Origin of the sequence: Sphingomonas sp. CFBP 13714 (assembly GCF_014842205.1) — a bacterium.
GTDB classification, from domain to species: Bacteria; Pseudomonadota; Alphaproteobacteria; order Sphingomonadales; family Sphingomonadaceae; genus Sphingomonas; species Sphingomonas aerolata.
Genome location: NZ_JACYVG010000003.1, coordinates 331404 through 344660, shown reverse-complemented (window position 1 = coordinate 344660; position 13257 = coordinate 331404). Strand labels below are relative to the sequence as shown.

The 13257-nt window shown below is 68.2% G+C and carries 11 protein-coding genes and 1 tRNA gene; 1 reads left to right on the top strand and 11 read right to left on the bottom strand.

All coding sequences use genetic code 11. The annotated features are described in order from the left end of the window. Positions 1-130 precede the first annotated feature (130 nt). Positions 131-215: transfer RNA gene (locus tag IFT54_RS09395), tRNA-Leu, on the top strand. Between the two features lie 53 nt (positions 216-268). Here IFT54_RS09395 and IFT54_RS09390 read toward each other — a convergent pair. The 11 genes from IFT54_RS09390 to IFT54_RS09340 form a co-directional block, all read right to left on the bottom strand. Beyond that, the gene (locus IFT54_RS09390) at positions 269-1300 is read right to left on the bottom strand and encodes a sulfate/molybdate ABC transporter ATP-binding protein (RefSeq protein WP_197984626.1); all 1032 of its coding nucleotides are present in this window, start codon (positions 1298-1300) and stop codon (positions 269-271) included. Further along, complete coding sequence (cysW, locus tag IFT54_RS09385; protein ID WP_031395573.1) at positions 1297-2136, bottom strand: sulfate ABC transporter permease subunit CysW; 840 nt, start codon at positions 2134-2136, stop codon at positions 1297-1299. Before cysW ends, IFT54_RS09390 begins: the two co-directional genes overlap by 4 nt. Further along, complete coding sequence (gene cysT, locus IFT54_RS09380) at positions 2133-3005, bottom strand: sulfate ABC transporter permease subunit CysT (RefSeq protein ID WP_192070421.1); 873 nt, start codon at positions 3003-3005, stop codon at positions 2133-2135. The genes cysW and cysT overlap by 4 nt, the downstream gene beginning before the upstream one ends. 30 nt (positions 3006-3035) lie before the next feature. Next, the gene (locus tag IFT54_RS09375) at positions 3036-4061 is read right to left on the bottom strand and encodes a sulfate ABC transporter substrate-binding protein (RefSeq protein ID WP_107933150.1); all 1026 of its coding nucleotides are present in this window, start codon (positions 4059-4061) and stop codon (positions 3036-3038) included. Between the two features lie 96 nt (positions 4062-4157). Next, positions 4158-5219: a lipocalin-like domain-containing protein gene (locus IFT54_RS09370; RefSeq protein ID WP_192070420.1), complete on the bottom strand. Its 1062-nt coding sequence runs from the start codon at positions 5217-5219 to the stop codon at positions 4158-4160. Beyond that, complete coding sequence (locus IFT54_RS09365) at positions 5219-7729, bottom strand: FtsX-like permease family protein (protein ID WP_192070419.1); 2511 nt, start codon at positions 7727-7729, stop codon at positions 5219-5221. Before IFT54_RS09365 ends, IFT54_RS09370 begins: the two co-directional genes overlap by 1 nt. Further along, complete coding sequence (locus tag IFT54_RS09360; protein WP_192070418.1) at positions 7726-8403, bottom strand: ABC transporter ATP-binding protein; 678 nt, start codon at positions 8401-8403, stop codon at positions 7726-7728. Before IFT54_RS09360 ends, IFT54_RS09365 begins: the two co-directional genes overlap by 4 nt. A 397-nt stretch (positions 8404-8800) precedes the next feature. Then, positions 8801-10396: an isocitrate lyase gene (locus tag IFT54_RS09355; protein ID WP_192070417.1), complete on the bottom strand. Its 1596-nt coding sequence runs from the start codon at positions 10394-10396 to the stop codon at positions 8801-8803. A 144-nt stretch (positions 10397-10540) separates the two neighbouring features. Beyond that, positions 10541-11833, bottom strand: a complete 1293-nt coding sequence (locus IFT54_RS09350) for a dicarboxylate/amino acid:cation symporter (RefSeq protein ID WP_056407749.1) — start codon at positions 11831-11833, stop codon at positions 10541-10543. Positions 11834-11943: 110 nt separating this feature from the next. After that, entirely contained in the window at positions 11944-12171 is a 228-nt protein-coding gene (locus IFT54_RS09345) for a hypothetical protein (RefSeq protein WP_051916613.1), read from the bottom strand. 94 nt (positions 12172-12265) lie between these two features. Then, positions 12266-13183, bottom strand: coding sequence for a cell wall hydrolase (locus tag IFT54_RS09340; RefSeq protein WP_342354799.1), 918 nt, complete (start codon positions 13181-13183; stop codon positions 12266-12268). Positions 13184-13257: the final 74 nt, after the last annotated feature.

Sequence of the window (13257 nt, the reverse complement as noted above, 5' to 3'; positions counted from 1 at the left end):
GCCGGAAACGGTGGGCCTTTTTTTATGCGCGCGTTCGGCGATGGAGAGGCGGGTTCGTGCTTGCGGGCGTGGATCGCATGGTCTAGCGAAACCGCCGCTGCCCGGGGCTTGAAGCCTGCAGGGCGGCCGTGCGGGTGTGGTGGAATTGGTAGACGCGCTGGACTCAAAATCCTGTTCCGAAAGGAGTGCCGGTTCGACCCCGGCCACCCGCACCACCTTTAATGCTTACCAAGCCGGGCGACCGAAACAGGCCTGCCCGGCTCCACAGTCAAGCGACCGGAAATATCTGAACATCGTCGAAGCGAAGCCCCGCACGAGCGCCATGCTCGGGCAAGGGACCGCTCGTGTCGATCTCGACCGCAATGTCGTCGACACGCGCCTCGACGCGCCACGTACCGCCCCGCTTGTGCACGGCGCCGACGACGATCGGCAGCGCACCGGAAGTGTCATCCCCCAATAGCGCTTCGTGCGGGCGGAAATGCAGTTCGGCCGGGCCGTTGGCGAGCGCCTTCGGCGAAACGTCGAGCGCCTGTCCGTGATGCAGGACGCGGCCATCGGCGACCGTCACCGGGATGCGGTTGGTCTCGCCGACGAATTCGGAGACGAACGGCGTGGCGGGCATGTCATAGACCTCGCGCGGGGTCCCGATCTGTTCGATGACACCGCGGTTCATGATGACGACGCGGTCGGCAAGCTCGAGCGCCTCCTCCTGGTCATGCGTGACGAACACCGAGGTCAGGCCAAGCCGGTCGTGCAGCTCGCGCAGCCAGCGGCGCAGGTCCTTGCGGACCTTGGCATCGAGCGCGCCAAAGGGTTCGTCGAGCAGCAGCAGGCGGGGCTCGACCGCGAGCGCCCGCGCCAGCGCGACACGCTGGCGCTGACCGCCCGAGAGTTGTGCTGGATAGCGATGGCCCAGATCGGGCAGCTGGATCAGGTCGAGCAACTCGGCGACGCGCGCGCGGATGTCTGCCTTGGCCGGGCGATCGCGGCGGGCACGGACAGTCAGGCCGAACGCGATGTTGTCGGCGACCGTCATGTGACGGAACAGCGCGTAGTTCTGGAACACGAAGCCGATCTGGCGTTCGGCCGCAGGCGTCCCGGTCATGTCGGCACCGTCGAAAAGGACATGGCCGCTATCGGGGAAGTCGAGCCCCGCGATCATGCGGAGCAGCGTCGTCTTGCCCGAGCCCGACGGCCCCAGCAGCGCGAGGAACTCGCCGGGACGCGCTTCCAGGCTGACGTCGTTCAGCGCGGCGAACTGGCCGAACCGTTTCGATACGGCGTCGATGACGATACTCAATGCGCACTCCTTGCCTGATGATAGCCGAACCGCCATTCGAGCAGGCTCTTCAGCACGAGCGTGACGAGCGCGAGCGACGCGAGCAGCGATGCCACCGCAAACGCGCCGACGAAATCATATTCATTGTACAGGATCTCGACGTGGAGCGGCATGGTGTTGGTCAGGCCGCGGATATGGCCCGACACCACCGACACCGCGCCGAACTCGCCCATCGCGCGCGCGTTGCAGAGCAGCACGCCGTAGAGCAGGCCCCAGCGGATATTGGGCAGGGTGACGTGCCAGAAGGTCTGCCACCCCGACGCGCCGAGCGACACCGCGGCCTCCTCGTCGTCGCGGCCCTGCTCGGCCATCAGCGGGATGATCTCGCGCGCGACGAACGGGAAGGTGACGAACACGGTGGCAAGGACGATGCCCGGCACCGCGAAGATGACCTTCCAGTTGTGCGCGATCAGCCACGGCCCGAACCAGCCCTGTGCGCCGAACATCAGCACGAAAATGAGGCCGGCGACGACGGGCGACACCGAGAAGGGCAGGTCGATGAGCGAGATCAGCAGGCTTTTCCCACGGAAGTCGAACTTGGTGATTGCCCAGGACGCGACGACGCCGAACACGCAGTTGAGCGGCACCGAAATCGCCGCAACCAGCAGGGTGAGCCGGATCGCCGCACGCGCATCGGGCTGGCCGATCGCGTCGACGAACATCGGCCAGCCCTTGGCAAAGGCCTGAACGAACACGACGACGAGCGGCAACGCGAGGAAGAGCGCGAGGAAGAGGAGACCGACGCCGATCAGGATACGCCGGGCGACGGGGCTCTCGCTGGAGGCGGCGCGGGTCATTTCGCGCTCCGCTTCGCACGCCACGCCTGGAGCAGATTGACGAGCAGCAGCATCGAGAACGAGGCGACCAGCATGACGCACGCGATCGCGGTTGCGCCGGGATAGTCGAACTGTTCGAGCTGGGTGACGATCAGCAACGGCGCGATCTCCGACTTGTACGGCATGTTGCCCGCGATGAAGATGACCGAGCCATATTCGCCGACGCCGCGCGCAAAGGCGAGCGCGAAGCCGGTCAGGAGCGCGGGTGCGATGGCGGGCAGGATCACCCGGCTGAACGTCTGCCACCGCGTTGCTCCAAGCGTCGCGGCGGCCTCCTCGACATCCGCGCCGAGATCGGCGAGCACGGGCTGGACCGAGCGCACGATGAACGGCAGGCCGATGAAAATGAGCGCGACGACGACGCCGAGCGGGGTGTAGGCGACGCGGATGCCTAGCGGTGCCAGCAGCGACCCGATCCAGCCGTTTTCGGCATAGAGCGACACCAGCGCGATGCCCGCGACCGCGGTCGGCAGTGCAAAGGGCAGGTCGACCGCGGCGTCGACGAACTTCTTGCCCGGAAATTCGTAGCGCGCGAGGATCCAAGCGATCAGCAGGCCGAATACCGCATTGACCGACGCAGCGAGCAGGGCGGTGCCGAAGCTGAGCTTGTAGGCCGACAGCGCGCGCGCCGAGAGACCGACTGCGACGAACCCGTCCCAGCCAAGCCCCGCCGCGCGCAGGAAGATCGTCGACAGCGGGATGAGCACGATCAGGCATAGCCAGACGATCGTCAGCCCCATCGTCAGCCCGAACCCGGGAATGACCGACCGTCGCGCGCGGCGAGCGCGGCCGGGGCCGGGGCCGGGGCCGGGGCGTCCGACGTCAGCCATTGGTGGGGATCCGGACGATCGCATTCCCGATCAGCGCTTCGGACCCGAATAGATCCGGTCGAATACGCCGCCGTCTGCAAAGAAGCGGGCCTGCGCGACCTTCCACCCGCCGAAATCGCGGATGGTGCGCATCTCGATCTTCGGGAACAGCGTCGCATAGCGCGCGAGCACCGCAGGATCGCGGGGGCGATAATAGTTCTTGGCGACGATGTCCTGGCCCTCGGGCGTGTAGAGGAACCGGAGATAGGCCTCAGCGACCTTCTCGGTACCGTGCGCCTTGGCATTGGCATCGACGACCGCGACCGACGGTTCGGCAAGCACCGAGATCGACGGCACGACGATGTCGAACTTGCCGGTGCCGAGTTCCTTTTCGGACAGGAACGCCTCGTTCTCCCAGGCGATCAGCACGTCGCCGAGTCCGCGCTCGACGAAGGTGGTGGTGGCGCCGCGTGCGCCCGAATCGAGGACCGGGACATGGCCGTAGAGCTGCGAGACATAGGCCTGCGCAGCGGCGTCGGACCCGCCCCCGGCCTTTTTCCCATAGGCCCAGGCCGCGAGGAAATTCCAGCGTGCACCGCCGCTGGTCTTCGGGTTGGGCGTGATCACCTGGACGCCGGGTTTCACCAGATCGCTCCAGTCGCGGATCTGCTTGGGATTGCCCTTGCGAACCAGGAACACGATCGTCGACGTATAGGGCGCGCTGTTGTCGGGCAGGCGCGTTTCCCAGTTGGCGGGCAGCAGCTTCGCACGCTCGGCAATCGCATCGACATCATAGGCGAGCGCCAGCGTGACGACGTCGGCGCCCAGGCCGTCGATCACCGCGCGCGACTGCTTGCCCGATCCGCCATGGCTCATGTTGAACCGCACCGTCTGGCCTGTGTCCTGCTTCCACTTGGCGGCGAACGCGGTGTTCACCGCCTTGTAGAGTTCGCGGGTCGGATCGTAGCTGACGTTGAGCAACTCGACCGATCCGTCCTTGCCCGTGCTCGAGGGCGACGAGCAGCCCGCGACGATCGCAGCAAGCGCCAGGCCGATATGCGTGCGGTTCAGTCTCATCCAGTCCCTCCGGTTCGCGTAATCCCTATCGCGTCGGTAGTGGTGGGGAATAGCCGCAAAGCTTGGCCATGCCAAAGCCTGGGTATCCGGCAGGTGTCACATCTGCAGCGGATCGGCATAGCCGGTGAGCTCGAGATAGCCGCCGCCGCCCGCCGTGCGGACAGCACCTTCCCAATAGACGGGCATACCGCTGCGCCGCGCGTCGAGCTCCTGATCGGCGAACAGCGGATCGAGGCGGAAGCGGCGGACGCCTTCCGGGAGGCGTACGGTGAGGCGTTGCGTCACGGGGTAGAGCGCCCCCGTGCGCGGCGAACGCCACTGGCGGAGCGGATCGAACCGGACGTCGGCGGGCGCGAAACGGACGACGCGGCCATCCGCGCGGCGCAGCGATCCCCCAGCCCAGAGCGGCTTGCCGTCGCGGCCACGAATGCGGAACGCCATCAGCGCCCCCCCGTCGTCGAGATTGAGCCCGGTCCAGTCCCATCCTACCGCGCCGCCGCCGAGATAGTCGGACGACCATTCGCGGTCGAGCCACGCCTGTCCGGTGACGCGTTGCGGCGTGCCGTTCCGCACCAGCTGCCCCGTTACCGCGAGGTGCGGGATCGAGTAGTAATAGCTCGCCTGTTCGGGCTTCGGGCCCTTCTGGCTGTAACCGGCCTTGCCCTGAAGCAGGGGCGGCTGGCGCGGTGTCAGCGTCAGCGTCAGCGCGAAATCGCCCGTGGTGACGCTGGTCGTGAACCGGCCGTCGGGTCGCCTGCGGATATGCCAGTCCTTGAGGGTGACGTCGGTATCGCCGATGCGCGCCTGGGCCAGACCGAACCCCGCCCGTGCCGCCCGCTCCCCGTGCAGAAGATGGCCGAGCTTCGGGTCGGAGAGCGCTGCGTGCGCGAACAGGATCTGCTTGGGGGCAAAGCGGCTGGGGTTCGCCGCGTCGGTGCCCGGGGTGGTCCGGAAGAAGGTGATCTGGAAGCCGAGATTGCGTCCGTCCTGCGTCTTCAGCAGACCGGTGACATACCACCATTCGGTGCGGAAGGCCGGGTGCGCGCCGTGTTCGCGCGGGAAGGTGAAGGAGGGTCCCGGACGGACGACGGGATAGCCGGTAGCGGCCGGCGTCGCGGCGGTCAGCGCCAGCGCTGCGAACGTAAACACTGGGCGCATCACCAGTCCTCCCTGACCATGCGGACCGCATCGGCGGCGATCGCGCGCCGGCCGGCGAGCACCGCGGTACCCGCCGCAGCAACGATCAGCGCGAGTGCGACTCCGCCGACGCTGCCCCAGGGTATGCGCGTCGCCATCGTCCAGTTGAACGACTGCGGATTGATCACGTGGACGAGCACCTGTGCCATCACCCCGCCAAGCGTGATCCCGGCGATACCCCCGACGAGACCGAGCAATGCCCCCTCGGTCGCCAGCATCGCGACGATCTGCCGCTTTGCGACGCCGATATGGCGGAGCATGCCGAATTCGCGCGTGCGGGCGATCGTCTGCGCGGACATCGTGGCGGCGACGCCCGCCAGCCCGACGAGGATCGCCACCCCCTCGAGCAGATAGGTGACGGCGAAACTGCGATCGAAGAGTTCGAGGGCATAGCGGCGCAGCGTGGCCGGGCGCGCGATCGAGACGAGGCTGGTCAGCGCCGGGGGCGCCGCCGCGGTCAGCGCGCGCTCGACGGTGCGGGGATCCGCGCCGCGGGCAAGCGTGATCGCCGCCTCGGTCCGCGTGCGGTCGCCGGTGGCGCGCGTATAGTCGGTGTCGCGGACGATGATCGCGCCCTGCTGGCGGGCATAGTCGCGCCAGATCCCTGCGACGACGTACCGGCCCGCGATCGGCAACGTGACGCTGTCGCCGACCGACCAGCCATAGAGCCGCGCTGCGGGTTCCGAAATCCAGATCGGCGCGGTGCCGGCGGGGCGGGCGCGTCCGCTTTCGAGCAGCACGAGGCTAGGGTCGGGTCCATCGGTCACAACCGGGCGCGCGATCAGCGAGACGGGTGGCCGGTCCGGCGCCAGCGTCAGCGGGATCTGCCGGCTATACGCGATCGCCGCGATGCCGGGCACGGCGCGCAACCGAGCCTGCGCCGCGGGATCGAGCCCGGTGCCACCCTCGACCCGGAGATAAAGATCGTCCGAGAGGACCTGACCCAGCCATTCGTCGACCGCGCCGCGAAAGCTGGTGACCATCACCGCCATCGCGATCATCAGCGCGGTGCTCGCGACGATCCCGCACAGCGCGGTGGCGGCCTGGGCGGGGGCACCGTGGAGGTGGCGGATGGCGAGGTCGACGGGGACGGACCGCCCGGCACCGCGGCTGAGCGGCGCGAGCAGCGTGCGCGCGAGCCAGGGCATGCCGGCGATGCCGCCTGCGAGTATCAGCGCCATGCTCGCAAACCCGAACAGCGGCAGGCCGCCGATCGCCGGGAGCAGCGCCGCGCCACCGCCGAGCAGCATCAGGATGGCGGCGGGGCGGACGGGCATGGGGGTCCGGGGGTCGATGACGTCCCCCGCGTTGCGCAGCGCCGCGGCGGGGGCCGCCCGCGCTGCGATCCGCGCCGGCAGGACGCTGCCCGCAACCGCGGCCAGCAGGCCGAGCGCGAAGAAGCCGATCGCGGCGGCGGGCGCGAAGGCCAGCCGGACGCGGCCATCGGCGAAATAGCCTGCGCCAAGGTCCGCGCCGAACCGGGCGAGCGCGGCATAGGCCAGCGCATAGCCGAGCAGCAGACCGAGCGCGGCGCCAATCACGCCGATCGCCAGCCCCTCCAGCGCGACGGTTGCGACGATCCCGTTGCGCGGCAGGCCGAGCGTGCGGACAAGCGCAAAGGCCCGCAACCGGCGTGCCACTGACAGCGACTGCGCGGAAAAGACGAGGAACCCGCCGGTCAGCAATGCGACCAGCGCGAGCATGTCGAGATTGACGCGATAAGCGCGTGACAGGGCGTCGCTACGGGTCGCATCACTCGCGTCGCTGCCGATCGTCGCATCGCGCGGTAGGATGGTGGCAAGGCGTAGAGGGGCGGCGCCGTCCTGCTGTTTCACGTCGATCCGGTCGAGGCGGCCGAGCCGGTCGAAGCGCCACTGCGCCGCGGCGATGTCGATCACGCCGATCGCCTCGCCCTCGGCCACACCCGGCAACCGGCCGGCGACGCGCATCGTGGCGGTTCGCCCGTTCGCGGTGACGACGAGCATCGCGCCCGGACGGGCATTCACGTTGCGTATCGCCGCGGCGGACAGATAGAGCGCGGCGTCGTCGAACGCCGCGTCGCCCCGGCGGTCGATCCCGGCGGGGGCGACGCCGACCAACGACGGCGTGACCTGTGCCGCGCGGATCACGTCGAGACCGAGCAGGGTGACTGGCCGCCTCCCGATCGTCGCGCGCAGGATAACGACCGGGCTCGCGTCCGCGACTCCGGCCGCGGTCGCGACTCTGGGATAGAGCGCCTCGTCGAAGCCGAGCGGGCTGGTCGCGTTGACCTGAAGGTCCGCGCTACCCTTGACGGTGCGCAATGCGCCTTCGAACGACGACAGCGCCGATCCGTTGACGAGGTGGACCGCGAAGCCGAGGGCGACACCGATGGCGATCGCGATCGCGGTGAGGGCGAGCCGCGCGGGATGGGCGCGCCACTCGCCACCGATCATCCAGCCCAGCGCAAGCCGCGCCGACAGGATGCTCATCGCGCGTGTTCCAGCCCGTTTGCGGTCAGCGTCAGAACATCGTCGGCGATCGCGGCGGCCGCCGCCGAATGGGTGACGATGATCGCGGCGACGCCCTGTTCGCGGACCGCGTCGGAAAACAGCGTCAGGATCTTCGCGGCGGTGTCGGGGTCGAGATTGCCCGTCGGCTCGTCGGCGAGGATCAGCGCGGGACGGTGGACGAGCGCGCGCGCGATCGCGACGCGCTGCAGTTCGCCGCCCGACAGGTCGCGCGCATAGCCGTCGCCGCGCGTGCCGAGCCCGACCCGCGCAAGCATCGCCTGTGCCTGGTCGGCGATCGCGCGGCGGTCGGTGGACACCAGCGCGAGCGGGAGCGCGACGTTCTGGCGCAGGGTCAGATAGGGCAGGACGTGGAAGGCCTGGAACACGAACCCGATCCGCGTCGCGCGCAGCCGGGTCAGCGCGGCTTCGTCGAGTGTGTCGAGGATCGTGTCCTCGATCGCGACATGCCCTGCGTCTGGCGCGTCGAGCCCGGCAAGGATGTTGAGCAGCGTCGATTTGCCGACGCCGCTTTCGCCGACGATCGCGATCAGCTGGCCGGCGCGCGCGGTGAGGTCGAGCCCGCGGAAGAGCTGGCGGCCGCCGGAGACCGACTTTTCGAGCGCGGTGACGCGGAGGAGGGCGCGGTCGTGCATCTGAGGCTCATGCCACGGCGCGGGGCCGGGGGACAGGGCGGCGGGGTTGCCATGGGTTGTTTTGGGGGCGGGTTTTTGTGGGGGTGTGGCTGCGAAGGGGTGAGCTTTGGGTTGGCCGATGCCGCGTGCTCCCGCGGCGCCCTCAATAGCGCCTCCCCGGCGGAGGCCGGGGTCCAGTTGGAGAGGTGGGAGTAACGAAAGGCGACGCCTGCCATAACCGTCCCCCAACTGGGCCCCGGCCTTCGCCGGGGAGGTGTCTTTGGGTAGGCATGCGCGTCTTTACTGGGCGTTGGAACAGGCCAGCGCCGCGGCGAAGCCGCGGCGTCGGACGGGGCTTTTGGCCCCGCCGGCCGGGCCTGACGCTGGTCCGCGCCGGAGCTTGCGCTCCGGCTTGGCGTCAGGCCGCGAACTGGTTCATCGTGTTGTGGACGCCGCCGGCCTTCAGCGCCGCCTCGCCGGCGAAATACTCCTTGTGGTCGTCGCCCAGGTCGGAGCCCGACATGTTCTGGTGCTTCACACAGGCGATGCCCTCTCGGATTTCCTTGCGCTGGACGCCCTTCACATAGCCGAGCATGCCTGCATCGCCGAAATACTCCTTGGCGAGATTGTCGGTCGAGAGCGCCGCGGTGTGATAGGTCGGCAGCGTGATGAGGTGGTGGAAGATGCCGGCGCGCTTTGCCGAATCCGCCTGGAAGGTGCGGATGCGCTCGTCCGCCGCGTCGCCGAGCGGCGTGCCGTCATAGTCGACACTCATCAGGCGCGTCCGGTCATAGGCCGACACGTCGCGACCTGCTTCGCTCCACGCATCGAAGACCTGCTGGCGGAAGTTCAGCGTCCAGTTGAAGCTGGGTGAGTTGTTGTAGACAAGCTTCGCGGTGGGCACGACCTCGCGGATGCGGTCGACCATCCCGGCAATCTGTTCGATGTGCGGCTTCTCGGTCTCGATCCAGAGCAGGTCGGCGCCGTTCTGCAGGCTTGCGATACAGTCCATGACGCAGCGATCCTCGCCGCTGCCGGCACGGAACTGGAACAGGTTGGAGGGCAGGCGCTTCGGGCGGAGCAGCTTGCCGTCGCGGTTGAGGATGACGTCGCCATTCTGCGCGGTGGCGGGGTCGATCTCTTCGCAATCGAGATAGGAGTTATACTGGTCGCCGAGATCGCCGGGCGTCTTGCTGACCGCGATCTGCTTGGTAAGGCCCGCACCGAGCGAGTCGGTGCGCGTGACGATGATGCCGTCCTCGACGCCGAGCTCGAGGAAGGCGTAGCGGCAGGCACGGACCTTGGCGAGAAAGTCCTCGTGCGGGACGGTGACCTTGCCGTCCTGATGCCCGCACTGCTTCTCGTCGCTGACCTGGTTCTCGATCTGGAGTGCGCAGGCGCCCGCTTCGATCATCTTGCGCGCGAGCAGGTATGTCGCCTCGGCATTGCCGAAGCCTGCGTCGATATCGGCGATGACGGGGACGACGTGAGTCTGGTGGTTCTCGATCGCGTTGAGCAGGCGCTTTTCCTCGATCGCGTTGCCCGCTTCGCGCGCCGTATCGACGTCGCGGAACAGCATGCCGAGCTCGCGCGCATCGGCCTGACGCAGGAAGGTGTAGAGCTCTTCGATCAGCGCGGGGACGCTCGTCTTCTCGTGCATCGACTGGTCGGGAAGGGGCCCGAATTCGCTCCGGAGCGCGGCAACCATCCAGCCTGAGAGATAGAGGTAACGGCGGTCGGTGGTGCCGAAATGCTTCTTGATGCTGATCATCTTCTGCTGCGCGATGAATCCGTGCCAGCAGCCGAGCGACTGGGTGTAGTTCGCCGGGTCGGCGTCATAGGCGGCCATGTCGCGACGCATGATCCCCGCGGTGTAGCGGGCGATATCGAGACCCGAGCGGAAGCGGTTCTGTGCGCGCATCCGGGCGACCGATTCGGCGGAAATTCCGTCCCAGGTGCCGTTCCGCGCGGCGATCAGCTGGTCGATCTGGGTAAGGTCGGTCTGGAAGGTCATGCTGCATCCTCGTTCCGCATTTGATGACGGATCGGTACACAACATGACAACGAATCGCCCGGGTCGAACCGATGGCCACAGCGTCGCGCTGTCAAACTCCTGCGTCCGGCTGAGTCTCGTTGTCACGTTTGTGACAGCGCGCTGTTATGCCGTGGCGGCCTGCGCGGTGCCGGCGTCGTGTAGTGCCGGATCGAGCAGACCCTGCCGCTTGGCGACGATCGTCGGGACAAGCGCCTGCCCGGCAACGTTGACCGCGGTGCGGCCCATGTCGAGGATCGGGTCAATCGCGAGCAGCAGGCCTGCGCCCTCGAGCGGGAGGCCGAGCGTCGACAGCGTGAGCGTCAGCATGACGACCGCGCCAGTTAGCCCTGCGGTGGCGGACGACCCGAGCACGGACACGAGCACGATCAGCACATAGTCGGCGGCATGCAGCGGGATACCGTAATATTGCGCGACGAAGATCGCCGAGACCGCGGGGTAGATCGCGGCGCACCCGTCCATCTTGGTCGTGGCGGCGAGCGGTACGGCGAAGGCTGCATAGGTGCGGGGGACGCCGAGGCCGCGTTCGACGACATCCTCGGTCACCGGCAGCGCGGCGATCGACGAGCGCGACACGAAGCCGAGCTGGATTGCGGGCCAGGCAGCGGCGAAGAACCGCCGCGGGCTGAGCCCGTTGGCAAGCAGGAGCAATGGATAGACCACGAAAAGGACAATCGCGAGTCCGGCATAGACCGCGATGCTGAACGCGCCGAGCGCCGAGAGCGACTGCCAGCCATAGCGCACGATCGCGTTGCCGAGCAGCGCGCCCGTACCGATCGGCGTCAACCGTATCACCCAGCGCAGGATGCGGCGGAAAAGCGCGAGCGCCGATGCGTTGAAGGCGAGGAACGGCGCGCCCGCATCACCGATCCGGACCGCTGCGATTCCGATCGTGATCGCGATGACGATGATTTGCAGGACGTTAAACGACAGCGCGGTCCGCGCAGTCTCGTCGGTCAGCTTGGTCGACGCCTCGAGCCCGAGAATATTGGCAGGGACGAGCCCGCGCAGGAAGTCGAGCCACGACCCGGCGGTCGTCGGCGCGACCGCGCTGGCGGCACTGACCCCCGCGGTCACGCCGGGCTGGATCACCAGCGCAAGGACGATGCCGATCGACACCGCGATCAGCGCGGTGATTGCGAACCAGGCGAGCGTGCTGATGACCAGCCGCCGCGCATTGTCGAGATCGCGCAGCGCGGCGATCGACGCGATGATCGCGGTGAAGACGAGCGGGACGACAAGAGTTTTCAGCAACTGAACGAAGATCTCGCCGACGATGCGCAGCGTTTCCGCGAGGCCAGATCCCGCGCCGGTCCCGCGCGCGACGAAGCCGAGCGCGAGCCCGGCGATCATCCCGATCAGAACCTGTAATCCGAACGATCGCCGTAATGTCTGCATGGCCGCTGTCCCGTATGAACCGAACGAAATACAGCTTCTGCATGGTGCGGTGCAACGAAGACGCTGTCCTTGCCGGGATAGCCGAGCTTGTCGGTCGCGCGGCGCGCCAATCAGCGGATGATCGGGAATTCCTCGCGAAACCGGTCGACGAGCGTCTCGATCCGGTCGATGTCCTCAGCGCTGCCCGAGGGCGTGACCGACCAGTTGCAATGCGCGTGCGTGTCGGTCGAATAGACCCGGACCTCGCCGACCGCCATGCGCCAGCGACGCCGGTCGCCGAGATGGTCGCGGGTCAGCACCGTCACGAGCCGATCGCGCAATTCGCTGGCGGTCAGCATCGGGGTCCGAAACGGGTCATTGGGCAGGGCAGGTGGAGCAGCATGGGGCCGGCGATACCGCGCCCGTCGCGATGTGGCACCCCCCAAAGGGCGATCAGGTCGGATCGCTTTCCTCGGAAATCGAAACGACCGGCAGCGGGGCGCCCCCGCCAAGGACCGGGCCGGCATGTGCCGAACCGATATGAATGCGGACACCCGACGCCAGATGCACGCGTGGTGTTGCGGCGGAGGACTCAGATGGTGCCGACATCGCAGTCTCCACCCCCGGCATGGTCCGGCCGCGATGGACGGTGACGCCGGATCCCGCCGTACCGGGTTCGGTAGAGGTGGACGGGGACGCGGCGAGGATCGTATCGGGCGCCGCAACGCGGGTCGGTTCGACGCCCGCATAGGTCTGGCGGAAGCTCAGCGCGCGCTCCATCGCGCCGCGCCAGCGATAGAAGATATGCGCACCGACTGCGCCGACCCGGCTGAGGCTTGGCGCCCACCAGGGCAGGATCGAAGCGGCGTGGTAGGAGGTCGAGGCGCCGACCGGCGCGAAGACGCTGCCGTCGAACGCGGCGCGCGCGACCGATGCGGCCCTTGCCCAGGCGGCACCATCGCGGGGGTGGTTCATCGAACCGTCGCAGGTGAAGCTGAACTGGCAGCCGGTGCGCCGTGTCGACCCCTGATAGACGACGCCGCAGACGCTGTGCGGAAAGGCGCGATCGCGAACGCGGTTGAGCACGACCTGTGCGACGGCGCGCTGGCCATCGGTCGGTTCGGAGCGTGCCTCGTAATAGACCGCGGCGGTCAGGCAGGCGATTGCGCGCTGGCGGTCGTCGTCACTCTGCGCGGCGCCGGGAAAGGCGGGTGCTGCTGCAATGGCGCGCGGGGTGTCGTCGGCGGAGGCGGCAGAGGCTGCAAAGGCGCGGTCGAGCGGTTCGGCGGGCGCCTCGAGCGCGAGCCCGGCGAGCAGGCTGCGCGCTTCTGCTGCGTCGCGGACCGGGACGCTGGCCGTCGGTGCAGCCACGCGCGTCGACGGGGGAACGCACGAGGTACTGGCGGCGATCGCGGCGAAACCGAGCACTGTTCTCTTGAGCATGG

Bases quoted from the DNA above. Each gene is read 5' to 3' on its own strand.
- IFT54_RS09350 (WP_056407749.1), bottom strand. From the start codon at position 11,833: ATGCAGACATTACGGCGATCGTTCGGATTACAGGTTCTGATCGGGATG.
- cysT (WP_192070421.1), bottom strand. From the start codon at position 3,005: ATGGCTGACGTCGGACGCCCCGGCCCCGGCCCCGGCCCCGGCCGCGCT.
- cysW (WP_031395573.1), bottom strand. From the start codon at position 2,136: ATGACCCGCGCCGCCTCCAGCGAGAGCCCCGTCGCCCGGCGTATCCTG.
- IFT54_RS09365 (WP_192070419.1), bottom strand. From the start codon at position 7,729: ATGAGCATCCTGTCGGCGCGGCTTGCGCTGGGCTGGATGATCGGTGGC.
- IFT54_RS09375 (WP_107933150.1), bottom strand. From the start codon at position 4,061: ATGAGACTGAACCGCACGCATATCGGCCTGGCGCTTGCTGCGATCGTC.
- IFT54_RS09355 (WP_192070417.1), bottom strand. From the start codon at position 10,396: ATGACCTTCCAGACCGACCTTACCCAGATCGACCAGCTGATCGCCGCG.
- IFT54_RS09370 (WP_192070420.1), bottom strand. From the start codon at position 5,219: ATGCGCCCAGTGTTTACGTTCGCAGCGCTGGCGCTGACCGCCGCGACG.
- IFT54_RS09345 (WP_051916613.1), bottom strand. From the start codon at position 12,171: ATGCTGACCGCCAGCGAATTGCGCGATCGGCTCGTGACGGTGCTGACC.
- IFT54_RS09360 (WP_192070418.1), bottom strand. From the start codon at position 8,403: ATGCACGACCGCGCCCTCCTCCGCGTCACCGCGCTCGAAAAGTCGGTC.